The sequence below is a fragment of the Mobiluncus porci genome (genome assembly GCF_009695935.1).
In the GTDB taxonomy this organism is placed as follows: Bacteria; Actinomycetota; Actinomycetes; order Actinomycetales; family Actinomycetaceae; genus Mobiluncus; species Mobiluncus porci.
The window spans coordinates 32,967-55,637 of sequence record NZ_VUMY01000002.1; the positions used below are offsets into that span (position 1 = coordinate 32,967).

Annotated in this window: 30 protein-coding genes; 27 read left to right on the forward strand and 3 right to left on the reverse strand. The window is 53.1% G+C overall.

The window, feature by feature from the left end:
- The first annotated feature begins 242 nt into the window (after nucleotides 1-242).
- The 3 genes from FYJ63_RS01250 (at nucleotide 243) to FYJ63_RS01260 (ending at nucleotide 4,155) form a co-directional block, all read left to right on the forward strand.
- Complete coding sequence (locus tag FYJ63_RS01250; protein WP_154543013.1) at nucleotides 243-2,054, forward strand: VanW family protein; 1,812 nt, start codon at nucleotides 243-245, stop codon at nucleotides 2,052-2,054.
- Nucleotides 2,055-2,722: 668 nt separating this feature from the next.
- Complete coding sequence (locus FYJ63_RS01255) at nucleotides 2,723-3,862, forward strand: tyrosine-type recombinase/integrase (protein WP_154543015.1); 1,140 nt, start codon at nucleotides 2,723-2,725, stop codon at nucleotides 3,860-3,862.
- 59 nt (nucleotides 3,863-3,921) lie between these two features.
- On the forward strand, nucleotides 3,922-4,155 hold the full coding sequence (locus FYJ63_RS01260; protein WP_154543017.1) for a hypothetical protein: 234 nt from the start codon (nucleotides 3,922-3,924) through the stop codon (nucleotides 4,153-4,155).
- Here the strand turns inward: FYJ63_RS01260 and FYJ63_RS01265 are convergent.
- Nucleotides 4,152-5,441, reverse strand: a complete 1,290-nt coding sequence (locus tag FYJ63_RS01265) for an SNIPE associated domain-containing protein (protein ID WP_338106777.1) — start codon at nucleotides 5,439-5,441, stop codon at nucleotides 4,152-4,154. The two genes, FYJ63_RS01260 and FYJ63_RS01265, sit on opposite strands and share 4 nt — an antisense overlap.
- 47 nt (nucleotides 5,442-5,488) lie before the next feature.
- Nucleotides 5,489-5,875 carry a hypothetical protein gene (locus FYJ63_RS01270; RefSeq protein WP_154543021.1) on the reverse strand — a complete coding sequence of 129 codons (387 nt, stop codon included), beginning with the start codon at nucleotides 5,873-5,875 and terminating at the stop codon, nucleotides 5,489-5,491.
- A gap of 463 nt (nucleotides 5,876-6,338) precedes the next feature.
- On the opposite strand from FYJ63_RS01270, the gene FYJ63_RS01280 reads away from it, so the two are divergent.
- On the forward strand, nucleotides 6,339-6,674 hold the full coding sequence (locus FYJ63_RS01280; RefSeq protein ID WP_154543026.1) for a hypothetical protein: 336 nt from the start codon (nucleotides 6,339-6,341) through the stop codon (nucleotides 6,672-6,674).
- A 125-nt stretch (nucleotides 6,675-6,799) separates the two neighbouring features.
- Here the strand turns inward: FYJ63_RS01280 and FYJ63_RS01285 are convergent, their stop codons facing one another.
- Complete coding sequence (locus tag FYJ63_RS01285) at nucleotides 6,800-7,147, reverse strand: helix-turn-helix domain-containing protein (RefSeq protein ID WP_154543028.1); 348 nt, start codon at nucleotides 7,145-7,147, stop codon at nucleotides 6,800-6,802.
- A 70-nt stretch (nucleotides 7,148-7,217) separates the two neighbouring features.
- Here FYJ63_RS01285 and FYJ63_RS01290 point away from each other — a divergent pair, with 70 nt between their 5' ends.
- The 23 genes from FYJ63_RS01290 to FYJ63_RS01410 all read left to right on the forward strand — a co-directional run bounded on the left by FYJ63_RS01290 (nucleotide 7,218) and on the right by FYJ63_RS01410 (nucleotide 22,664).
- The gene (locus tag FYJ63_RS01290; RefSeq protein ID WP_154543030.1) at nucleotides 7,218-7,484 is read left to right on the forward strand and encodes a helix-turn-helix domain-containing protein; all 267 of its coding nucleotides are present in this window, start codon (nucleotides 7,218-7,220) and stop codon (nucleotides 7,482-7,484) included.
- A 16-nt stretch (nucleotides 7,485-7,500) separates the two neighbouring features.
- On the forward strand, nucleotides 7,501-8,271 hold the full coding sequence (locus FYJ63_RS01295) for a phage antirepressor (protein ID WP_154543032.1): 771 nt from the start codon (nucleotides 7,501-7,503) through the stop codon (nucleotides 8,269-8,271).
- Nucleotides 8,272-8,582: 311 nt separating this feature from the next.
- The gene (locus FYJ63_RS01300; protein ID WP_154543034.1) at nucleotides 8,583-8,816 is read left to right on the forward strand and encodes a hypothetical protein; all 234 of its coding nucleotides are present in this window, start codon (nucleotides 8,583-8,585) and stop codon (nucleotides 8,814-8,816) included.
- Nucleotides 8,817-8,832: 16 nt separating this feature from the next.
- On the forward strand, nucleotides 8,833-8,991 hold the full coding sequence (locus FYJ63_RS01305; RefSeq protein WP_154543036.1) for a hypothetical protein: 159 nt from the start codon (nucleotides 8,833-8,835) through the stop codon (nucleotides 8,989-8,991).
- Nucleotides 8,991-9,176 (forward strand): MerR family transcriptional regulator, encoded by a 186-nt coding sequence (locus FYJ63_RS01310; RefSeq protein WP_154543038.1) that lies wholly within the window; start codon nucleotides 8,991-8,993, stop codon nucleotides 9,174-9,176. The genes FYJ63_RS01305 and FYJ63_RS01310 overlap by 1 nt, the downstream gene beginning before the upstream one ends.
- Nucleotides 9,177-9,567: 391 nt before the next feature.
- Nucleotides 9,568-9,906, forward strand: coding sequence for a hypothetical protein (locus FYJ63_RS01320; protein WP_154543042.1), 339 nt, complete (start codon nucleotides 9,568-9,570; stop codon nucleotides 9,904-9,906).
- 171 nt (nucleotides 9,907-10,077) lie between these two features.
- Nucleotides 10,078-10,947 carry a PD-(D/E)XK nuclease-like domain-containing protein gene (locus FYJ63_RS01330; RefSeq protein ID WP_154543046.1) on the forward strand — a complete coding sequence of 290 codons (870 nt, stop codon included), beginning with the start codon at nucleotides 10,078-10,080 and terminating at the stop codon, nucleotides 10,945-10,947.
- Nucleotides 10,948-11,050: 103 nt separating this feature from the next.
- Nucleotides 11,051-11,620, forward strand: coding sequence for a MerR family transcriptional regulator (locus FYJ63_RS01335; protein WP_154543048.1), 570 nt, complete (start codon nucleotides 11,051-11,053; stop codon nucleotides 11,618-11,620).
- A complete protein-coding gene (locus FYJ63_RS01340) occupies nucleotides 11,620-12,627 on the forward strand; it encodes a recombinase family protein (RefSeq protein ID WP_154543050.1) in 1,008 nt (335 codons plus the stop codon). The genes FYJ63_RS01335 and FYJ63_RS01340 overlap by 1 nt, the downstream gene beginning before the upstream one ends.
- A 12-nt stretch (nucleotides 12,628-12,639) precedes the next feature.
- Nucleotides 12,640-12,921 carry a dimerization/docking domain-containing protein gene (locus FYJ63_RS01345; RefSeq protein ID WP_154543052.1) on the forward strand — a complete coding sequence of 94 codons (282 nt, stop codon included), beginning with the start codon at nucleotides 12,640-12,642 and terminating at the stop codon, nucleotides 12,919-12,921.
- A gap of 22 nt (nucleotides 12,922-12,943) precedes the next feature.
- Entirely contained in the window at nucleotides 12,944-13,174 is a 231-nt protein-coding gene (locus FYJ63_RS01350) for a hypothetical protein (RefSeq protein WP_154543054.1), read from the forward strand.
- Nucleotides 13,171-14,274 (forward strand): DNA cytosine methyltransferase, encoded by a 1,104-nt coding sequence (locus FYJ63_RS01355; protein ID WP_154543056.1) that lies wholly within the window; start codon nucleotides 13,171-13,173, stop codon nucleotides 14,272-14,274. The genes FYJ63_RS01350 and FYJ63_RS01355 overlap by 4 nt, the downstream gene beginning before the upstream one ends.
- A 193-nt stretch (nucleotides 14,275-14,467) precedes the next feature.
- Nucleotides 14,468-15,487, forward strand: coding sequence for a hypothetical protein (locus FYJ63_RS11080; RefSeq protein ID WP_229769850.1), 1,020 nt, complete (start codon nucleotides 14,468-14,470; stop codon nucleotides 15,485-15,487).
- Nucleotides 15,488-15,523: 36 nt separating this feature from the next.
- Complete coding sequence (locus FYJ63_RS01365; protein WP_154543060.1) at nucleotides 15,524-15,958, forward strand: HNH endonuclease; 435 nt, start codon at nucleotides 15,524-15,526, stop codon at nucleotides 15,956-15,958.
- The gene (locus FYJ63_RS01370; protein ID WP_154543062.1) at nucleotides 15,955-16,347 is read left to right on the forward strand and encodes a hypothetical protein; all 393 of its coding nucleotides are present in this window, start codon (nucleotides 15,955-15,957) and stop codon (nucleotides 16,345-16,347) included. Before FYJ63_RS01365 ends, FYJ63_RS01370 begins: the two co-directional genes overlap by 4 nt.
- Entirely contained in the window at nucleotides 16,340-16,756 is a 417-nt protein-coding gene (locus FYJ63_RS01375; RefSeq protein ID WP_154543064.1) for a WhiB family transcriptional regulator, read from the forward strand. The genes FYJ63_RS01370 and FYJ63_RS01375 overlap by 8 nt, the downstream gene beginning before the upstream one ends.
- A 604-nt stretch (nucleotides 16,757-17,360) precedes the next feature.
- Nucleotides 17,361-17,612, forward strand: coding sequence for a hypothetical protein (locus tag FYJ63_RS01380; protein ID WP_154543066.1), 252 nt, complete (start codon nucleotides 17,361-17,363; stop codon nucleotides 17,610-17,612).
- Between the two features lie 15 nt (nucleotides 17,613-17,627).
- Complete coding sequence (locus FYJ63_RS01385) at nucleotides 17,628-17,888, forward strand: hypothetical protein (RefSeq protein ID WP_154543074.1); 261 nt, start codon at nucleotides 17,628-17,630, stop codon at nucleotides 17,886-17,888.
- Nucleotides 17,889-17,928: 40 nt separating this feature from the next.
- Nucleotides 17,929-18,414, forward strand: coding sequence for a single-stranded DNA-binding protein (locus FYJ63_RS01390; protein WP_154543076.1), 486 nt, complete (start codon nucleotides 17,929-17,931; stop codon nucleotides 18,412-18,414).
- A gap of 179 nt (nucleotides 18,415-18,593) precedes the next feature.
- Entirely contained in the window at nucleotides 18,594-18,827 is a 234-nt protein-coding gene (locus FYJ63_RS01395; RefSeq protein ID WP_154543078.1) for a hypothetical protein, read from the forward strand.
- 210 nt (nucleotides 18,828-19,037) lie between these two features.
- Nucleotides 19,038-19,472: a hypothetical protein gene (locus FYJ63_RS01400; protein ID WP_154543080.1), complete on the forward strand. Its 435-nt coding sequence runs from the start codon at nucleotides 19,038-19,040 to the stop codon at nucleotides 19,470-19,472.
- Nucleotides 19,465-20,841: a terminase large subunit domain-containing protein gene (locus FYJ63_RS01405; protein ID WP_154543082.1), complete on the forward strand. Its 1,377-nt coding sequence runs from the start codon at nucleotides 19,465-19,467 to the stop codon at nucleotides 20,839-20,841. The genes FYJ63_RS01400 and FYJ63_RS01405 overlap by 8 nt, the downstream gene beginning before the upstream one ends.
- Before the next feature lie 308 nt (nucleotides 20,842-21,149).
- A complete protein-coding gene (locus tag FYJ63_RS01410; RefSeq protein WP_154543084.1) occupies nucleotides 21,150-22,664 on the forward strand; it encodes a hypothetical protein in 1,515 nt (504 codons plus the stop codon).
- Nucleotides 22,665-22,671: the final 7 nt, after the last annotated feature.

Here is a 22,671-nt window from a genome sequence, read left to right on the forward strand (position 1 = left end):
CAGGCATGGGTTCAGACCCGCCGGTTTCGGACACTATCTTGATGTGAAGATAGTGTCCGAACGAGGTTCGTCTTTTGCGGGGTTTGATATCTAGCCAATCCGTCTCGACGCCGCCCTTGCGGACACTATCTCGACCTGAAGTTAGTGTCCGGAAGGAAATCCGCGGGAAAATCCGAAGTTTCCGGTATGATTTGTGAGGGGAATTCTTCAGGAGAGAAAGGGAATTCTTCCAGGAGAGGAAAATGACTATAGCGCCGCACACGCCACCGCCTCGAGACGCGAAGGCTTCCGAGGTTTTCGCTGGCTTTGCGCAGGATAAAAAACGCACTGGAAAACTGCCGGTCGCTATCGGAATTCTCCTCGGGGTGCTTCTCCTCGGATATGTCGGCCTCGCCGCTGCGGTGGCCGGTTCTGTCCCCAAAGGCGCGACTTTCGCAGGCGTACCGGTCGGCGGAATGACCCCCGACAAGGCCATTAAGAAACTAGACACCGACCTCGGCCCGAAACTGAAAAATCCCTTCCCCGTCACTCTTGGCGCTAAAACCGCCAATCTCAATCCCGCCACCGCCGGACTCCAGCCCGATTTTTCCGCTTCGGTTCATCAAGTTGCCGACTTTTCTTTGAACCCCGTGAAAATATTCGCCCACCTCGCGGGGGCGGGCGCCTTGGAACTCACCTCCAAAATCGACCAAACCGCGCTGAACCAAGCCGTTTCCGCCGCTGCAGCAGACTTGAAAACCCCGCCGACAGAGGCTAATTTCCTTTGTCAAGACGGGAAACTTGTCCCCGTGAAACCTGCTCCCGGGATGGACCTCAAAGTCGGCGAAGCCACCCAAGAAATCGCCAAGAAATGGTGGAAACAAGGCAAGGCTCTAAAGGTTCCCGGGAAATCCACCACCCCGAAAACAACCGAAGCGCAGTTGAAAGCCGCGGAAGACAGCACCGCCAAAACTCTCCTGAGCGGCCCAATTACGGCAAATATCGGCGAACAAAAACTCACGATCCCCGAGGGCACAATCTGCCAAACCGCAACGTGGAAACTTGAAGGCGAGAAACTGACCCCGAAACTTGACGGCGGGAAACTGCGAGATTTCGCCCTCGCGAATCTATCCGGACTCGAAACCGCCCCGGTCAGTGCGCGCTTCAGCTTCGAGACCGGCGCCCCCACCGTGGTCGCATCCACCAACGGGACGAAGCTCGATCCCGAAGAGATTTCCTCAAAGGTCACTGCCGGAGCCGTGTCGGGAGAAAACCGCGAGGTCACGGTGGATTTGACCCCCATCCCACCGGAGTTCTCGACCGAGGATGCTAACGCGGCTGGGATCAAGGAGGTTATCGGGGAGTTCGCAACGCCGCTGACTTCGAATGCGGTTCGAACCGGAAACCTCCGCAAAGCGGCTGGGATTCTTACCGGCGTTTTGGTGAAACCCGGCGAACAGTTCTCCCTGGAGGAATCCCTTGGTGAAATCTCTGTCGAAAACGGCTGGGCTGCCTCCGGTGTCATCGAAAACGGCGTCCACACGACAGCCCTCGGCGGTGGCCTGTCCCAGATGTGTGTCACGGCCTTGAACGCCGCGTGGTTCGCCGGAATGGACCTTGTTGAATTCCACCCCCACAGCGTCTGGTTCTCTCGCTACCCCATGGGACGCGAATGCACCTTGTGGACCGGTTCGCTGGATTTGAAGTGGAAGAATCCGAACCCCAATCCGGTCGTTCTCCAGGGTTGGGTGAGCGGCGGGCAACTCCACATGCGGGTGTGGGGGACGAAATACTACGAGGTAAAAACCTCGCAAAGCCCCAAGTCGGCGATTCGTCAGCCCACCGTGAAAGTCAACAACTGGGCGGAGTGTGTGCCTTCGGGCGCGGGCCAGATAGGGTTCACAATTTCCAACACGCGTACGCGCTTGCTGAACGGGAAAGAGGTTGATTCCAAGACCTACACCCACACCTACGAGCCCGACCACCAGATTGTCTGCGCGAAAGATCTGGCGGCGCAAAAGGCTGCGGAAGAGCAGGCTGCCCAAGCCCAGGCGGTTCAAGAGCAGCAGGATTAGGGCTTTCGCCTCAGAGCCTCGGCGCATCGACCTGTCGGGACGTCAAAGCACCGCGGCGGTTTTCGGAGACTACATTCAGCCCTTGACGCGAGTGCCGCGTCCTGGGCGGCCACTTTCGAGCGTTATTTTGGGTCGCGCCAACATATTAATTGCTCTGAACTGCGCTTATGTAAATTTGACGCGGAGACTCAGGGGCTCTGTTGGGAGTGTTTTCGGGGATTGAACCGAGGATGATACTCGCTGCTAACTCTGTAACTCGGGGGATTCTGGCTGTGAGTGGCAATAGTGGCAGCAATGCCCAAAATCGCACCAGTTACATAGTTACCTCCAGATACACAACCGACAAATCCACCTACACCCGTGGATAACAGGGCCTTATTGAAGTCATTCCGTGTTTCTCCCGCTCAACGTCGGGTCTTACTTCAAATCAGGACTCGGGCTTGGCAAGGGGTAGACTGGGGGCTATGACTTATACTTTCAGGCCGGTTTAAGCTATCACAGGTCGGAGGCGTTTCACCTAATAAACCCGCGTTTCACGCGTCCCCCCCGCCACCCTAGACAACCCCAAATTACCCCGAACGCCCCTCAAATGGCTATACTAATGGCTACACTCAACCAGGCGGTTTGAGCAACAATAGAAACAATGTAATGGCCAAGCGAGGGACGGCATGGGCTACGGGGACGGCAGCATCTACTTCGTGGAGAAACGCGGGCTATGGTTCGCCGCGATAGAGGACGGGTGGACACCACAAGGGAAACGCCGCCGCAGGGTTGTGTCCTCCAAAACCAAAGCCGGAGTGCGACGCAAACTAGAACAAGCGAAAAGAGAACGGGATGCGGGCATAACTGGCGCAAACCCCACAGTGAAAACCTACGGCAACCAGTGGCTGGAAAGACAAGCCGCGCGGGTACGCCCCGGAACACTCAGAGGATTCAAAACCGCGATAGGCGTCCTAACAAAAGCCCTCGGCCGGAAACAAGTAAAAGACGTCAGGGGCACGGATCTAGAGGCGCTCGGGGTAAGCGAGACAGGGCGCGGCCTATCACCGGCGACCGTGATAGGAGAACAAACCATTTGGGGGATGATGTTCAAAGACGCGGCAAGAGACGGCCTGAATGTTCACGTGTCAGTCCCAGGGTTTAAGAAAGTGAAAAAGGGAGAGGGGAAAAGGGCCGCGATTCCCTCCGGAGAGGTTGCTAGGCTCGTGAAAGCCGCGCGCAGTATTCCGGGAGGGGTCAGGTTCACCTTGTCGCTGGTTTTGGGGTTGCGGCCCGCGGAGGTTGCGGGGCTACGCTGGCAGGATATCGATTTCGAGACTGGCACCCTTAGGGTAGAGTTCCAGCTTGTCCGGTTGCGTACCCCGCCGCCGCCAGGGATGGTCGCCCACCATGTGAGAGGCTTGTATTATTTGACTTTGCCGAAAACCGCGTCGGGGGCTAGAACAATCCCGTTGCCGGGTGATTTACTGAACCAGTTGCGGGAGTGGAGGGAAAAGACACCGGGCAACGAGTGGGGGCTGGTTTTCCAAGCCGTGAGGGGTGGTGGGCCGCTTTGCTCTGACTCTAACCGGCGGGTGTGGGAGAAACTACAAAAGGACGCGGGGGTTGCGAAGCCGGACGGGAAGCCCTATCTGTTGTACGAGGCTAGGCACACGGCGGCGACCTTAATGTTGGAGGCGGGGGTCGCGCCGGTGACGGTCGCGGCGATAATGGGGCATTCTGGAACGAGAATGCAGTCGGTTTACCAGCATCCGGGGCGCGAGTTGGAGTTGGAGGGGTTGCGGAAAGTCGAGGCGCTGATTTCGTGAAACCCGGGTTTTGGCCCGTTACGGGGGTGTATGGTCAATAGTGAGCAAAGGAGAAAGGCGTGAAACAGCTATTCATCTTGGGCACCCTAATATGGTTCGTAATCGCAGGGGCAATGGAAAACGGATTCAGCGGCGCAATATCCGCTTTCATAGGCTGGGTATTTCTTGCCTTAATGGTAACCGTAGCCTGGCGCGTGCTTAGGTTCCTGTTTGCACCACTACCAACGGAAACAGAGACTAAGGCAACAGGGGGCGGAGATAAAGACATTGATATTCAAATCGACAAAAACTAAAGTGTCTCTCTCATACTCTCAGATTCCCGATACTGCGCGGCCTCGGGCTCTTCCACGAACTCAAGGAGATTACCCGCAACTTCCACCAGCGCTTCTTTCACCTCTAGCGGGGTTACGGCGAAAAACTCGCGGCGGGGATTCACTAGATTAACGCGTTGCTTAGCGAAACGATGGTGAAGCTCGGTTTCTACCCCCACAGCGTCCTCGGTGAAGAATAGGGCGTGAACGTCAAAGTTGAACGGTACGGAGGCGTCTGAGAGTTCCCGTACTCTTTCCATTGGGTCTAGGCGGCGCGTCATCCCGATTTTAACCATGCGTTTTCCGAAACTACCGATGTTAGAAATAACATACACGTACCCGGCGCGCTGGTTAGCCTCGCGGAAGTCCACAGTGTCTATCTGCGCGTTGATTTCGTCTAGTTTTTCCTGGAACTGCTGCACCGCCTCAGCGTTGCCTTGTTTCATCAGTTCAAGAATCACGTTCTCATAATGGGCGCGTTCCTTTACCAGCTTTTCTCGCTCAGCTGCAAGCTCTTTCATAGCCTTAGCTTCTTCACGCAGTCGGGCTTTCTCTTCCCTCTCGGCTTCTTTCTCAGCCTGTTTCGCGTTCTGATAATCAAGGGCAAGTTGGAGTTCTTTTAGTCTCAGGTTGTGATATTTAGGGGAAATATGGAGATCAATAATCTCGGCTAGTTTCTCTACTTGGTCGCGGGTGCGTTCCAAGCGTTTCCGGGCTGTCTCGCCGTTACCGGCTTTTACGGTCAGAACACAGTTCTCTGCTTCGGCGTTATAGGCGCGGAGCATGATTTTAGATAGGTTGGCTAGGAATTTGTCGCCGTCTTTCGATGATCCGTTTAGGGTGAAGTTTGAACTGGTTGTTATAGCGGTCTTATTCTTTATTGCGTCTTTGATGCCCTTGCGGGTCTTTTTAAGTTCGGCTTCAAGAGTAACGGACGGCTCGGCGGGATGATGATAAGGAGTTATGCCGGATTCGATAATATCCGTGTAGCCCTCTAGCTCTTTCCTTGCGTATTCGGTTTGACGCCGTGTGTCCTCGGTCTTACGCACCGCTAGATTGTATTCTTTTTCTTGCTCTAAGATACGCAGATCTAACGCCCTGGTTTCGTCTTTCAGGGGTTGTATCCTTTTCTCGATTTCGTCCCGCTTTTTTTCCAGGGCCTTTATTGCCTCGGTGAGGTCAAGTATATTCGTGCCCTCTAGCCGCTGCAGCAGGTTTTGATAGGCGGCTTCGGTTTCCTTATAGTTCTTGATATCGTTTTTACTCACGAAGAAGGGCATTGGTTTTCTCCCATCGGTGGATTATCTGGTTAATGTTAGGCTGCGGCTAGTTGCGATACTCTCTGGTGTGATACCCCGAGCAAAGTCCCGATGTCCCGCATGGAGTAGCCTTGGTTGCGGAGTAAGCGGACCGTGTTAGCGGAGATTTCCTTGGTGTTGGCTGTGGCGGCCTGTTCGGCGTTCCTGGCCGCGATGAGATGTTCTAGTGCGGTAGAAACAGATTCATCCAGTTCTGGTTGTATGCTGATTTCTATCTCGTTCTCGTTTATTCCCGCGAGATACGCCAAGGCTTCGCGCATTTCTTCTTCTATCTGGTCTAGGCGGGATACTTGTGAGTAGGCTCCTAGTTCTTCGTTGGAGATTGCCCAACGTCCGTTTTTCATGCGTCTTGCGGTTACTGTGAAGGTTCTCATTTCCGCCACCAGCCTTTCCCTAGTTCTGATTGGTATTGTGCGAAAAATTGCCTGACGGTAGTTTCGTCGAATTCGTTGTGTCTTCCGAGGGTGTGTGCTTCGGTTCCTATTCTTATGGCGGTGTGTCGAGTTAGTTCTTTGATTTCGAATTCTCGCCCGCGGCGTTTCGCTTCGAGCTGGAGTTTCTTAATCATTGCTTTCCTCTTCACCCTACAAGTCTAGCATGACTTGCATAATAAAGGCAAGTTGTATTAGACAAACGGTTTTAGAGTTTTCACCCCTTACTCGTACGTCGGTAAGCCTCTATCAGCCATAAGGGCTGTTCGAGGGCTTTAGCGATGCCTCCCGCGTGGCCGCCTAGCTCATTTTCCCAGTATCGGTAGATGTCGAAGTCGATTAGGGTGTTGGCTACCGCCTGGTCTATTAGCCGTTCCATGTACGGGGGTTGCGGGCGCGTGTGTACGTTTTTTATGTGCTGCGTGATGACCCGGTTTATTTTGAGAGGTCTATGGAATGCGCGCGGTTACAGATTGAGATGGAGGCGAAAGCGCGAAGAGCTTTTAAGCGTGAGTTTGATTCAATAAAATCTGTCACGATTGAGAGAATGCGTGCGGAAGGTGAGTGGAATCCGGGCGTTTTTAAGTTGCCTGAGCATCATGGCTATAAGCGTATGGCGATAGTCTTGGAAAAGGAAAAACGCTACGGTGACGCGTTGAAAGTGATTCGTGAGGCGCGGCGTAAAGGCTGGAACGGGGACTGGGATAAACGCGAGGAACGGATTGAGAAGCGTCTAGCTAAGACCAAGTAGACATCTACTGCGAGCGGGAGTGTATCCGCTCGCGTCTGGGTGATTGAACTTGTCGAAAATATCGACAGGTTGCTCCGTGGCTCGCTTTAGGGTCACGGGGCAACCTGTTTTTTATTCAGTTATGGCTAGTCCTGGGATGCTTGCATTTCAGCAAGCATATTTAACCGCCTAGTTAGTTCCCTGGTCAGCTGCGTGTCAGTAGCACGTTCTAGGACAGATGGGACTAGCGAATCTAAATCGACATTCCGATAGCTTGCTGCTTCTTCGGGTGTGATTAGGTCGGTGACTATCAATGCTTCCAGAGTGTCTACTTTGTAGGCGCGGGCAATGGTGACCGCTGCCTCCGGGGAGAGTTGATAGTACTGGGTTACTTGCCGGTTGAGAGTGGACTGGGATAGCCCGGTTTTGCGGGCTACCTGGTTCACGGAATCCCCGGCGACAGTTTCTTCGTACCAAGTGATTGATTTAGTCACATTGAAATAATACCACACTATTAGGCAAAGTGGGTAACTTACCCGACATGACTTGACAAAGTAAATCAAGATGGCTAAATTAGTCAGTATGACAACTGCGGAAGGAGTTGGAATGTTGATAATCAGCCTAAAAACCGGTGTTATCCACACTGTACTGAAACAGCACAACCTAGCGCATGAGGGGTTAGCGGCAGCCCTGGGAATCACACCCGACCGGCTAACCCGGCTTGCTCAAGGTGAAGCAATCTCACAAGACCTATTGGCGCGCCTAGCCGCCATTTCAGGGATGACCTTAGACGAGTTGGCAAGTGTAACCACGGTCAAAACGGCGGCATAAGAGGAAAGAGGGAACAATGATTACGCAAGATATTACGCGGTTCGAGTTTGATAGCCAGGAGTTGCGTACCGCGACCGTGGACGGAGAAACCCTGTTCTGTGGTAAAGACGTGTGTACCATTCTCGGATACACGAACCCTAGCAAGGCGTTGGGCGACCATACAAAGGGGGTAACGAAACGTTACCCCCTTGAAACTGCTGGTGGGACGCAAGAATTCACATTCATCACCGAGCCTGACCTGTACCGGCTCATCACCCACTCCAAACTACCCACCGCGGCAAGATTCGAGAAATGGGTATTCGAGGAAGTACTTCCGACTATCCGCCGAACCGGACACTACGGGGATATGGAGGCCGCGTGGCGGGCTATCACTACCCCGGACGCGATTATCCAAATGGCGGAAAACTGGAAAAAAGACCGCGACGCGCGCCTCGCCTTGGAAGCTAAGGCGGAAGCGGACGCCCCCAAAATCTTGTTCGCGGAGGCGGTAGCGGGAACACAAGAAACAATCCTCGTAGGGGACTTAGCGAAAATCTTGCGCGGCATGGGCGTGCTGATAGGCCAAAACCGCCTGTTTCAAATCCTACGCGACGAGCACTATCTATGTTCGACGCCGGGGGACCGCTGGAACATGCCGACCCAGAAATCAATGGAGTTGGGGCTTTTCCGAATCAAGGAGTCCCTGGTTGTGGGCGCGGACGGCCTGAACCGGCTCACTAAGACCCCGAAAGTCACGGGCAAAGGCCAACAGTACTTCATTAACAAGTTTTGCAGGGCGGTGGCCTAAATGCGTACCCCAGAAACCATTTTACAAGAATGTGGACGTTGCGGCGCAGAGTTTCACGAAATAATCGACTGCGCTTGTTTCTGCGGTTTTCATTATGAGGGAGGCTGCCTAGCGAACATCTCATACGGGGCCGCATACGACAAAGCCCTCAAGTGGGAAAAACAGAAAGACCTGGAAGATATTAGGCATGATTCGAAAGTCGTCTTTCTGTGTGACGACTGCCTACGAGATTTTTGGCTCGAATACATGACCGCAAAACACGCACCGACACCATCTTGCATTGCTAAGGCTTATCGGGCTGGGGAGGAATAATGCGGCAGATAGCAGCCACCGTGAAAGAACTCATTGAACTTTTAAGCCAATATCCGGGCGACTGGCCAGTAATGGGAACCGCCCACAACAACCCGGACGGGAACGCGCTACACGGCGTGTTCGTGACGGAAGGCAACGCCCGGCAGGTCGAAACCGACCTGTGGTATTTCCACCCCCGCACCGCCACACCCGACAGTGCCTGCACCATCCCAGCGATACTCCTACACCCATAACCAGAAAGGAGCCACTATGAGCACCAAGACCGAGAATTTAGACAACGGTGTAGAAAAAAACACCAGCTACTATCCGGATGGCAGCATCCGGTACGAGGAGTGGTTTCAGGACGGTTACCGCCACCGCGTGGACGACCCCGGGCGGGTTTCTCAGGCACCGGAGAAAGAGGACTGATGGAACTTTTGACCCTACAAGAAGCAGCGGATCGCGTGAACCTCTCACAGAAAGTTTTGCGGGAGGCTATGCACGTCACAGACCCGCGTCTGCCGAAACTCAAATATTTCTCTACCCCTAGCGGGCGGGCTATCCGTATCGACACGAAAGACCTAGCGGCATGGGTGGAGGCGATGAAACAGTGAGAAACACGGGGCCAACATTAGAAACCAAACGGGCGGTTATAGGCCGTGAGGGCGGGAGATGTTTCCGTTGCGGTAAACCCCTAGCGTCGTGGGACGGCGTCGAATGGGTGCCTTGCAAGCCTTATTCGATTCACCACAGGAAACCGCGGGGGATGGGTGGAACCCGCGACCCCGACATCAACAGCTCTACGAATCTGATTTTGCTTTGTGGCTCGGGAACGACGGGGTGTCACGGGTGGGTCGAATCCCGCAGGGCGACCGCTAAAAACTGGGGCCTCCTCCTGTCGAAGCACGTGAAAGGGAGAAACCGGGTCGCGTATTCGGAATACCGAGACACATGGATTGATTTAGAAACCGGCCGGCAGGCCACTGATTAGAAAGGGAAAAACAAATGAGAAAGGGTATTACAACAAGACTAGATGGGCTATTAAAGGCCACGGCTAGGGCGAGGCTGGGGGTGGATTTTGAGCCTGCCTGGCCGGAAACTGCCACTATGACGGCGGGACTCACCTCAATGGAGGTTATGCGGCTCTATCACGAGGCGATAGCTTGCGCTAAGGACGCGCAGATAGATATCGAATCAAACCAGGACGTGTATTTCAATGCCGGTTACCGTGACGCCATGTTGACGATGGCGGAGAAGATTCTGGAAACCGCGGGGCAACCGTTGGATGTTCCGGAATGGGTCTTGGGGGGTGGAGATGCTGGAGCAGGCGATAAAGGACTATAAGCGGGTGATAGGGCAGGTGAAGCGGCTTAACCGGCGGCTAGAAACTGAAACCAACCTTTTAGCGAAGCAACGCAAGATTCTTGAGGATTTGAACACCGAGACCATGAACCAGCTTCGGTTAGCGGCGGCGAACCTCGAAGCATCAAAAAAGATAATGAAAGGGACGGAATAGTGAAGTTTATCAAGGCTAAAAAACCACCGGAAGATTTGCACGATATCAGGCCGGGCAAATACGACATGAGCAACGCGGCCTATCACTCGATGAAATGGATTCTCTCTAGTAGCGGCGCGAAAACAATCGCTAGAGGGGATGAAATCCGGTTCAACTGGGAGCGCACGCACCCGCAACCACCGACCGACGCGATGCGGCTAGGCACCCTTTGGCACGCCAATATTTTGGAGGGCGGTAAGGGTATCGAGTGGATAGATGCGCCGGATTATAGGACTAAGACCGCTAGGGAGGCCAGGGACGCGGCCATAGCCGAGGGTCTTATTCCGACCCTTGTGAAAGAGAAAGAGACCTTGGAAGAGGTGCTGGCGAGTGTGATGGCTAACCCTGACGCGGCCGCTTTGTTGAATCCTTTTGAGGGCGAGGCTGAAGGCTCCTATATAACGGAATTCAAATTGAATAACGGCAAGAAAACGCTCGTTAGAACTCGCCCGGACTGGATAACGATCCAGGACGGAAAGTTGAAAATCGTGGATTATAAGACGACGGAATCCGCGAAAAAGTCCAGGTTTATCAGGTCGATAGTGGATTTGGGATACCACCAGCAGGCCGCCTGGTATGAGGAAACTTTGACCGCCGCGTTCAAATGTAAACGCTCGCAGGTGGAGTTTTGGTTTATCGCGCAGGAGAAAACCCCGCCCTACACTACGGGGGTTTACCGGCTAGATGATGCCGCGATAGTGGAGGGCGAAAAACTGAATCACGCGGCGATAAACGATTTCGAACGGTGGGAGCGGGACGGGTGGCCGACCCACTACCAGACCGACACTTTGAGCTTGCCGAACTGGGGCTATTCGAAAGAGGTGGGTTGAATCAGGAAGAAAACCACCAAATATCGATGTGAGAAATGGTCGCGGAAATACTGCGGCTAGTGCGTGAAATTCACGCCGTGACAGAAAAGAAAGGGCAAGACTGATGGGTACAACATATACGCGGGGAGAACTTGCGAGACTGTTGGAAATAAAGCCGGCGCATGTGAACCGACTGCAACATATGGGGATTATAAATCCGGAAAGGAATCAATATGGCTACTTTATTTACACTAAGCAGTGCTTGAGGGATGCTGAGGACTATTTCCTGATGGTTCCGAAAGCGAACGCGAATTGGAAGCCGTTAACGAGGGTTGCTGAATTATTTGGTATCGCCCCGACTACGATTCACGGCTATATAAAAGCGGGTAAAGTCCGGTCGCAGAAATCATGGCTAAATGAACGGCTCGTGAACGTGCAGGACATTCAGGAGGTTCTTGTGGGTAAAGAACGCGCTAAGTCGGATAAAAGGATCGCGATTATTGAACATAAACCGGAAAAACCAGGGCCGGAGGAGGCTAAACCCGAACCGGCGGTGAAGTCTATGGTTCCGAGTTTAGAAAGCCTACGGCAACAAAAACGCGCATTAGAAGAAAAATTAGAAGTCGCGCGGATGCTTGTCGAGGTTCGCGAAATGAGAAAACAACTTAGCGAGTTAGAGAAAGGATTGGACTAATGGGAAACGAGCTAGAAAAGATTGAGGCACAAAAACAGTACGCGACGTTAATATCACAAGCGAATCTTTTACCACGGGCTTATCAACGGCAGCCCGCTAATGTGCTTGTGGCTATGGCTATGGGTGAAGCCCTTGATCTTAAACCGATTGAGGCGATAAACACCATCAATGTTATTAACGGTAAACCCGCGTTGAGTGCGGAGCTTATGGGAGCGCTGGTACGCAGGGCGGGGCATAAGCTGCGGGTGGAGGTTACTAAGAAACCGCCCTCGGCTACCGCGACCCTTATTAGGAAAGATGACCCGGATTTTCCTTTCACCGTCACTTGGGATATTGAGGCGGCGAAAACCGCGGGCCTTCTAGTGTCTACCCCGTCCTGGCGGCAATACCCGGACCAGATGATGCGGGCGCGGGCGATTACGGAGGTGTGCCGGATGGGTGCGCCAGACGCGTTAGCGGGATTCGTGTACACGGCGGAGGAACTGGGCGGGGAACCACAAGACCCGCTCGCGGGGCCGGTTATCGAGGTCGAGGAAGTCCCCGAGCCTACAGAGGACGCGCCGAAAACCGGGAAAATCGTGTGGCAGGAGCTAACCCCGGAGGAGATGGAAAACATCCAGTATGTGGCCGTGGCAGAGGTGGTGGAGGAAACCCCCTCAGGGGGCGCGGGAAACCCCACAGAGGGCACCGAACTGGCTAAAGATGTAGTCGAATCCACAGAGCCCGTGAAAGGGCCGGAAAAACCCGTTAGCGTGGACGAAACCACGGGGGAAATTCTAGACCCGCTAGATGCAGACCGGGAAAAACAAATCAGTCTTGCCGTCGAGTGGGCAGGGGTGCTGAAAATCGCGCCGGAGAACCTGCAAAAGTCCGCGGTGTGGGTGATGCGCGGGGACGCACCTAAAGGCCAGTGGGACACGTGGCCACCCAGGGCTATCGAGGCCGTGTGGCGCGGCTGGAAAGCGGAGGCTGAGAAACGCGGGCTAGTGGAAAGCGAGGCAAAGTAGATGGTGCGGTATGTGACGCCAGAGACCGGGTACAAGCTAACCCAAATCTCGCTGAAAGCACTCGTGGCTTACGGGCTTATCGCCGAATATGGCGGGTATGCGAGCCTGGATGATTTCCCCGCCGACTTTGAAGAATACCTCGATTTTGATGTTTTACGGGAACTTATAGAGGCGGGGCTTATAGAGCGGTCCGGTGACCCTTACGAGTACTTCGTAGGTGAGGCGACGACCCGAACGCGTCCCCCGGAATGGTGGGAGGACACCTACCATGCTAAAGGAATCGAGGCCCGCTAATGCTCTATATAAGGAACAAACGATGAGTGAAACAAGCACAGAACCGCCATTGAAAACAGATCGCGAATACGCGTCCGAAGTGTTGAAATCCCTATCTGATGAATTGCACGAGTTGAATCTTTGGGTAGCTGGAACCGCTAAACGTTACGGACAGAAAGAGTTGGCGGCCGCGGAAAACCTAGTGAGTGACGTGGATTATAGGGTGTGGCGGATTCTGCAAGATTTCCGTTTAGAGGACGAGGCAGAGAATTGAGTCAAATTAGTTTAGGGTCGCTGTTTGACGGTTCAGGAACTTTCCCTTTGGCCGCTAAACAGTACGGGATAAAACCAGTGTGGGCTTCGGAGATAGAACCATTCCCGATAAAAGTCACGGTAAAGAATATTCCAGAGATGAAACATTACGGGGACATTACCGAAATGTGTGGCGACACAATAGAACCTGTGGATATTCTTTGTGGCGGTTCGCCGTGTCAAGATTTATCAATCGCAAACATGACTAGGCAAGGTTTATTTGACGGCGAAAAATCGAGCCTATTCTTTCAACAAATCAGGATAACCAGAGAAATGAGGGAACATACTAATGGGACGCTACCGAGATACGCGATATGGGAAAACGTCACAGGAGCCCTTATTTCAAATGGAGGAGCCGATTTCCGAGCCGTGCTTCAAAACTTTCACAACCTCACGGGAGAAACAAACCACGCTACTATACCTGAACCCCCTGGACAGTCGTGGTTCCCTAATGGGCTTATCGTGGGAGAAAATTCCGGTATCGCCTGGCGGGTTATCGACTCTCAATATTGGGGAGTCCCCCAACGTCGTAAAAGAATCTTCGTTGTTACAGATTTTGGAGGCCAATCCGCCGGAAAAATCCTTTTTAGACCAATCGCAGATAGAGACTTTGCGGCGCCGGTTTACGAAAAGAGGATCACTGATCCCGAAAAGGCTAAGGACGCTCGTGTTTGGGCAAGGGTGAATTTTGATAACGATATGCGATCGGCGGAGGTAGCACCGACCCTTATGACGCATGGGGGAGGGCTTGAAGGTGCAGGGGTTTTGGTTGAACAAAAAGGCAGGCTGCGTTACCTAACAGGTAAAGAGGCGGGGCGTTTGCAAGGCTTTCCAGATTCTTGGATAAACGGGCTGGCTTTAGATAACACCGACCCTGTGTTTTGGCGACAAGTGTGGGACACGTGGACTTCCACGGTGGGACAGAAGCGGAAAACTGATCGTTTTATTGACGAGTGGCTTAAGGCTGAGCCTACCGAGACCCAGCTTCTCAAAATGTACGGGAACGGGATTAGCTTACCGGTCGCCGAGTACCTGATGGAGGGAATAAGCCAATATGCGTAAAAGGTACTTTAAGGTTGAATACGGGTATTTTCACAACCCGAAAATCATGCTAGCGACCCCGTTAGAAATCTGTTTACATCTGTACTCTATCGAGTATTGCAAGCGGAATAAGACCGATGGTTTGTTTCCTAAAAACGACCCCATTTCGCGTTTCAGCATTTCCTCAAAACAGGCTCAAAAGGAGTTTCAGCGAATGATGGAACTCGGGTTGTGGGAAAAAACGGGAAATCCTGAAATTCTCGCGGTTCATGATTTTCTTGAAATGAACATGAGCCGCGCCAAGGTCGATGAACTCGCAGGTAAACGCGCGTCTGCGGGGCGGAAAGGTATGGAAAACCGCTATCAAAGTGTTACCGAATCGGATAACAAAAATCTAACAACTTGTTACAACTTTGTTAGCGACGAGGGTAACACCATGTTAGACGGTGAGGTAACAAACGAAACTGTTAAAAGGTTAAAAGTTAAAAGCCCCCCCGGGTTCATAAATGAACCCACCCCCCAAGGGGAGGGACGCAGCAAAGCTGCGATAGTAGCGCGCGCGAAACCCAAACGGAAAAAAACGGACGGTGAGCTTTTGCCACCAGATTGGGAACCGACCGAAAACGCGAAACAAAAGTGCGCGGAGCTGGGAATCCCCCTCGGTGACGCGATACGGATTTTCAGGGATTGGGCAGACCAGGGCAAATATTCGAAGAACTGGCATTTGAGCTTTGCTCAAGCCTTGCGGACTTGGGTGCCGGAGACTTGGGCGCGGAGCATCGAGGCGAAAACCAGGCTTGATAACGCGCGCTGGCAGGCCGAGACGGCTAAACGGCCTTTACCGGCGGATTGGCTGCCGAACGCCCAGGGCGAGAACCTCGCAGTATCGGCGGGGATTCTTGACTTAACCGAAGCAGTCGGGTTCTTCCGGGATTACCACAACCGGAAGAAAACCCTCTCGGGGGATTGGGCTGCGGAATGGCGGGCGGCTTTGCGGTGGCTGCCGGACGCTTTGAAGTCGAAAACGGGTGGTACCGCCGACACGTGGAAGGCGATTGACGAATACACGGAGAGGCTAGAACACCCCCAAATCGTCACAGAAACGGCTCATAGAGCGCCGAACCCCCCAAAATCTAGTGAACTATACCCCGAGACAGGAAACGCGCGGGAAAACGGCCTTAACGTCGATGACTATAGCACGCAAGGGATGGATTGGGACACGCCACCATTCTAAAAACCCCGGAAACACAACGAAAAGGAGGAAAACGAGATGAAGAAAAACCGGCGAAAATTCAGCAACACCATACTAGCGAACAAATTTAGCCAATTTGGCGGACGCTGCGCCTATTGCGGAACCCCGCTCACCTGGGAAAGAAAAAAACCAAACTCGGTGGAGTTTGACCACATAAACCCTATAAGCTGTGGCGGCGCGGACACAGAAGAAAACCTGCTTGCGGCATGCCATATTTGCAACTATGAAAAAAACGATTTCCGGATTAACGAATTCAGGGATTACATTCAAAGACTTTACAAAAACAATATCGAATACCCGAAAATGTGGTTCAAATTTTTCAAGCAACTAGGAGTTATCGAAGTAAAACCCTGGGACGGCGTTTTCTTATTCGAGAAAGAAGGCTTTACCCCGAATACCGAACTGGACGGACGCAACATTTCTGACAAAAACTACTGGGAGAGAATGTTATGAACCTACAGGCAGCGAACCAAGCCCTGAAAATCCACGCACTAGCACACCAAGGCACACAAATCGACCAAGCAAAACTCGAATACTGGGCCGCGACACTCGACCCCGACATGCCACCGAATGAGGCAAGAAACCTCGCTATCGAGTGGCATAAAAACAACACGGGCTGGATGGAACCAGCCGATCTAAACAGGCTTTGGCGCGCGCTAAAACGCGAACGCCTAAACAGCTACTTGATGCCGCAACCCCCCGCCGAAATCGCTTGCGACCCCGTGGCTTACGCGGAATACGAAGCCGAATGGCGGCGGCAAATCATCCAAGGTGCGACACCGGGAACAGCCGCGTTAACCGCCCTAACAGCCCCGAGGCAGATCGGAGGCCAAAATGGGTAGCGAAAACCTTTACCCGAAACAACCCACCAGGGCAATGACAGCCGCATTGCAGGCTTTACGAGAAGCCACCACTGAATCCGGTAAATGCGTCGGAGATAAAGAGTGGGACGAGAAAACCGACGACGGCCGCTATATTGAATCATGTCTAGAGTGTCCGGTCGCTATTGAATGCCTATGTTTAGGGCTAATCTTCGAACGCGGCATCCACGTTTCACAAAGGTTCGAAATATTTGGTGGACTAACCCCCGCCGAAAGGTTCGAGATAGATATTACTTCGAAACACAACAAAACCTCTGAAAAACTAGCAATGAACCTGAAACTAATCGAATACAGGAAACAGAATCTTCATTTGAAACATTTACTCGAAAAACGAACCAAGGAATGGGAAGAAACAGAAGGCCTATGGTAGACGCATATAAGCGCATATTCGCGCAAGAGTTAGAGGGCTTGTGGCGGACCTCGAACCGGATGCCGAAAAATACTATGCAATGGGTGAGCACGAAAAACAAACTCTTAGAGTTAGCGTTTTACAAGTTTCATGGCTGCCCAAGGTTCGAGAAAGCGCATCTTATTATCGGGGTAGGATATTTACGAGCCAAAAGGTTCGACCTACTAAACATCTCCCCCATGTTGAAACCGCTTATTGACGGCGCTATCAAGGCAGGTATCTTACCGGACGATGACGCGAAACATTTACTCACGGTACACATTTACCCGATAGCTAAACCAATATCGAAACACCAAATCACTCTAGAATTCATAAAGGAACACGAGGAATGAACACGAAATCCCCGCTAGTAGCAGACTACCGGATCGGGCAAATCAAAAGAGACTTCGCACAATGGGCTGAAAAAATAAACCTACGCGCGAAAACCATAGAGAAAGTAAACGTGGGCGGGCCGTTAAACGACGTGACAACGAAAACGGTCGCGCAACAGTTACGGAAACCGCGCTGATTATCGAGGTAGCGGGCGAAACCTATAACGAAAACTACAGAAACGAGGAACAGTAAAGTGAGTGAAGAAACGCAACTATTCGGGCAAGGGAAACCCGGCCAGATGCAATACGAAATGCACCTGGTCGAAGCACGAAACAAAATCATTGACGCGATGCGAATCATAGCGGAAGCACACTATTTCACCGACCAGATAACCAACGGTCAAGAACTAGCGAACCTGCAAACCTGGACACGCCGCTCAGCCACGTTGAACACCGCCCTAATGTGTATTGATACGGCGCAAACCATGCAAATCCCGAAACTATAGAAAGGACAGATAACAATGGGACACACCCTATATGAGGAACTATCGGCAGGGCTGCAACTAATCGAAGCCGGTCTCGACATGTACCGAAACAACCGCGAAACGCTACGCAAAGAGAGGATAACCTCCCAAACCCTCGCCGCGTTCGAGATTGAATACGATGCTCTGAAAACCATTATCGGAACAGAACGAAAAAAACTAGAGAAACTACCCGCCAGCCGAGAACCAATAAAATCATTCCGTATTATCTCAGTCAATAAACCGACCCAGCCGGAATAAAACTATTCCGGTAAAATAGTAAGAGAGAAAGGACGCACAAATGCCATACCCGAGAATCCAAATCAAAGGCCGGTTAACCGGCGACCCCGAAATCCGATACACCCCAAACGGGAAAGCCCTATGCAAACTCAACGTGGCGTGCAACCGTAAACAGCACAACCCGCAAACAAACCAATGGGAGGATAAAGGAGACCCCGTATTCCTGAACGTGAACATGTGGGGAGAGAAAGGCGAAACCATCGCAGAACAAACACACAAAGGCACCCAAGTTTTGATAACCGGCGAGTTGGAGCCGAACAACTGGATAGACCAGAAAACAGGAAACCAAGTCCGCGCCTTCCAAGTGAACGCCGAAACGGTCGCGCTAATCCCACAATGGCAAGGGAAAAACCAAACACCCACCCAGGGATGGAACGATCCGCAAGACAACCAGGCATGGACACAACCCCAAACCGACCAGTGGACACAACCGCCCCAAAACCAACAGCCCCTAACCGGGCAACACGACGAAACCCCACCATTCTAAAACTTCCGGCCCGTGTTACGGTTCGCTTACGAAACACAAGGTCGGATCTGGGGAAACGTGCAGTCACCAAACCGGACCAGTCAACCGGCTTGTGCCGTGCAAACTCGGCAAGACCCCAGCAAACCCCGCCCCCAGACCCGAACACCTGAGGGGCGGGCCACAAAAAAGGAAACCCCCCCATGAAACTAGACGAAGAAGAAAACCAACACTGGGAAAAAACCATGATCCCAGTCATGACAATCACTATCGAAAAAGTTATAAACCGCGAAACCGGAGAAACCGAACACTCCACCAACGTGAACACCATAACCGGAAAATGGAACCTAGAAGAAGCCTACGGGCTAATCGAAATCGGGAAAGACATACTCCGAGAAACATGGAACAACGAAGAAGAAAACAAACAAAACTGCTGAACAAACCAAAAAACACGCCCTACACAAATCCTCAAAACCCAAAAGAAAAACCCGCGATACAATAGCAAACAGTAAACCGCCACGACAAAGGAGGGGAAACCGTTGAAACAACCGGCGCACCCCTGGGATAGGCAACCCGGCGAAACCGAGAAAGTCTTTACATACTTCCAGTTTTATTTAAGTGGCGGGCAAGCCCGGAGCCTTGGAGATGTGGCAGAGCAGACCGGGCGAAAATATCCAGTTATCGCGGAGTATTCGGCTAAATGGAAATGGAAAGAGCGCGCCGCGAAATATGACCAGCACCTTTTAGCGAAGAAAAGATACCGGCTTGCGGCGAAGAAACTGAAAGCCGAAGAGGTTCAGGAAGCATTGATAGCGGGCGCGCAAAAGATGGCGGGGGATGTTATTTTGAACACCCCGATAGAGGAGCTTGGGGATTCGGCTAGGGTGAGGCTGATTGAGCTTGCTGGGAAAATGGCGACTGACTATTACAGGGACGGGGACGGGTTCGACAAGGTAAAGGAATCCCCGCAGGAGTCGGGCGGTTCTAGTTTTCCTGACCTGGAGGCTATGACCCCGGAGGAGCGGCGCGATCTGCTTATAGAGATGAAACTGGAGATTGAGCGGGAGCTGGGGGATGGATAAGGATTTCATGGCGCGTCTCTCCGCGCTTAGGGCTTTGATTCGGCGCGATAAGGCCGTGTGGTACTGCGACAAAGAAAACTGCGACGGGCGCCCGCATGACGGCTACCCATACCCTCACGCCCGCGCCACCCAGCACCCGCCCGCCGAAGCGTGGCATGAGTGGGTTTTACTAACCGGGCGCGGCTGGGGGAAAACCAGGACCGCGGCCGAACTCGTCAAGGAATGGGCAAAGACACCTAACCAGCAGATTTGCGTCATGGGCAAAAAAGAGTCCCTGGTGCGGTCGATTTGCTTTGAGCATAAAACTTCCGGACTGTTGAAAGTAATCCCGCAGGAGTATCAGGCGAAATATAACGCGTCCGGCGGTTCCGGCCGTTTCTTTCTACGGCTCACTAACGGCTCCACTATCTACGGGTTCAGCGCTGAGAAACCCGACAACCTGCGCGGTTTTGCTTTTGATAAGGCGTGGTTTGATGAGTATGCGGCCTGGAACAAAACCACGGCCCAGGACGCCTTTGATCAGGTGTGGTTCGCTATGCGCGAATCCCCAAGCCCCCAAATGGTGATCTCGACCACGCCAAAGCCGGTGAAACACATTAGGGACTTGGTGGCCAAGGCCGGAGTGTTTCTCACCAGGGGACACACGAAAGATAACGCCCCTAACCTTTCCGAGATAGCGTTGGAGAAGCTCTACCGGGATTATGGGGGGACTAGGCTTGGCGCGCAGGAACTCTCTGGCGAAATACTTGAAGATACCGAGGGGGCGTTGTGGACGAACCTTATTTTCGAAACCCCGGGGTTCAGGGTGGATACTTTGCCGCCTTTGTCGGATGTGGTGGTGGCGGTAGACCCCGCCGTAAACTCGACCGAGGGCGCGGACTTTACGGCTATAACTGTTGCCGGTATCGCGATAGGGGTACCGGGATTCCCCGAACTACCCCAAGGCTACGTTATCGACTCGGTGCAGGACCATTGGAGGCCGGTAGAAGCCATGACAACAGCGGCTAGTTTAGCTCGGCGTTATGGCGCGTCTCGTGTGGTTTTGGAGGCGAACAACGGCGGGGAATATCTTAGCACCGTGCTAAGGATGGTCGCGCCGGATATCCGAATCCAAACCGTGCACGCGGTGAAAGACAAACGCGGGAGGGCTATGCCGGTCGCCACCCTATATGAGCAAGGAAGAATCCACCACTACGGGGACGGGGCGAAGTTCGAGGAGCTGGAATCGCAAATGCTTACCTATACGGGGGAAGGGCGGGAAAAGTCTCCGGACCTTTTGGATTCTATGGTGTGGGCTTTGACCGCGCTATTTCTTGAGGGTGGCGGGCACGAGGCGGTGTTTAACCGTCGGCTAGCGGGCAGGGTGTAATATTGCTTTGACCTAGGGTTTTGGGTTGTTTGCTAGCCTGGGATTACTGACAAATATTTGAGTGAGGAAGAATATTTAGATGGGGGGCTGCGAATACGCTAAAAGAAAAACCGGCCTTGATTTAGATTATCGGAGCTGGAAAGCAATAACCCGCGCCGCATGTCTAATCGCGAATGTGGAATAATAATAGGTGGCTGCAAAGTGTAGCTCTCCCTAAAGTCCCCGGCGGATTAACACCCAGATTGGTTCCGTCGGGGATTTATATTTTGGGCAAAGAAAACAAAACCCTCAAGAAATATAATAAAAATATGGAGAATCTTGTTATCGACCCGTGGGCCGGACTAAATCATCATATTACGAGCGGGTTTAATCTCGCCGAATGGGTGCCTGTGAAAGACCAACGCCGCCTAAATGCCTACACTGTATTAAGCGCCTACGCTAGGGGAACCGCATGGCAGCTTCCCGGCTCCCAGGATCGGCGGGAGCTGCGGGAATACGGCGACCCGGGGCTTTTGATAGAGCAAACCCTAGCGAGCGTGATGGGAGACAGCCAGGAAATCACGTCACCGGACGAAGCCACTCAGGCCGTATTGAGGGAATGGGCGGTTGCTGAGAATTTTTCTTTGAAGCTGATGGAGGCAGAGCGGAAAGCAGTCACTCTCGGCGACGCGGTATATTTGCTAGAGTTCGGGGAACGGCCGCGCCTGAAAGTTATCGACCCTGCGTTTTATTTCCCCGTCTTAGAGGACGGCTCCGAATACCCTAGCAAGGTGCATTTGGCTTGGAATTTCGAGGACGGCAGCCAGTCTTTCGTGAAGCGCATCACCTATGAGCTGAAACCCGTAGAGCCGTATTCGCTACCATGGAATCATACCCCGGCGGCGGTGGAGTGTTTCGTGACTGAGGCCACCTGGGAGTATGGCGGGGGACTGCTGGATTTGAACCCGCGCCGCGCTAAATACGCCACCAACTCGCAGGGTGAAACAATCCGAGACTATCCCCTCGGCATCGACTTTATCCCCGTCGTGCATGTGCCTAACACGGTGACAGGCGCGGAACATTTCGGGGTATCCACATTAACCCCCCTAGTGCAACTTTTGGATGATTTGAACGCGGCGGACACGGACGCGACCGCCGCGTCCGCTACCACCGGCACCCCCATGCTAGTAGTGTCTGACCCGGCGAACGCCCCAGCCTATGGTAGTAAACGTCAGCAGGAGGTGGCTCCCGGCGCTGTATGGTGGGTAAACCAAGGCGGACGGGTTGAAGCGATAAACACCGCTCCACAGTTGGCGGAGATGCGGCAGCGGGTGAAAGATTTGACCACCAGGCTTAGCCGGAACGCGCGCATTCCCGAGGTTGCTTTGGGCGGGGAAACCGCAGCCCTATCCGGGGTCGCGTTACAAATCCAATACAGCCCGTTGAACGCTTTGGTGCGGTCGCTGAGGTTGGCGCGCGCCCCCAAATATGCCCTGTTGTTCAAGATGGTTCAAAGAATGATGACGCTAACCGGACAACTCAAAACCGTGTATCCCGCCGCCTTAGAGTTCGGTGCTTTCATGCCGAAAGACCAAGAAACCACCGTGTCAGCGGTCGTGTCGGCGGTAGCCGGGAAAGTGATCACCGTGGAAACGGGCTTGCGGATGCTAGAGGCCGCGGGGGTACCGGTCGCAGATGACGAAGCCCGAATCCTGGAGTCCCGCGACTATAGCGGGGCGCTGTCGATCGTGGAGGCTACAGGCGACACGGCAGCCGCCCGTCAGAAGCTCGGGCTTGCCCCGGCGACTATGAGCGTAGAGCGCAGACAACTAGCGGAAAAGTAAGAGAAAG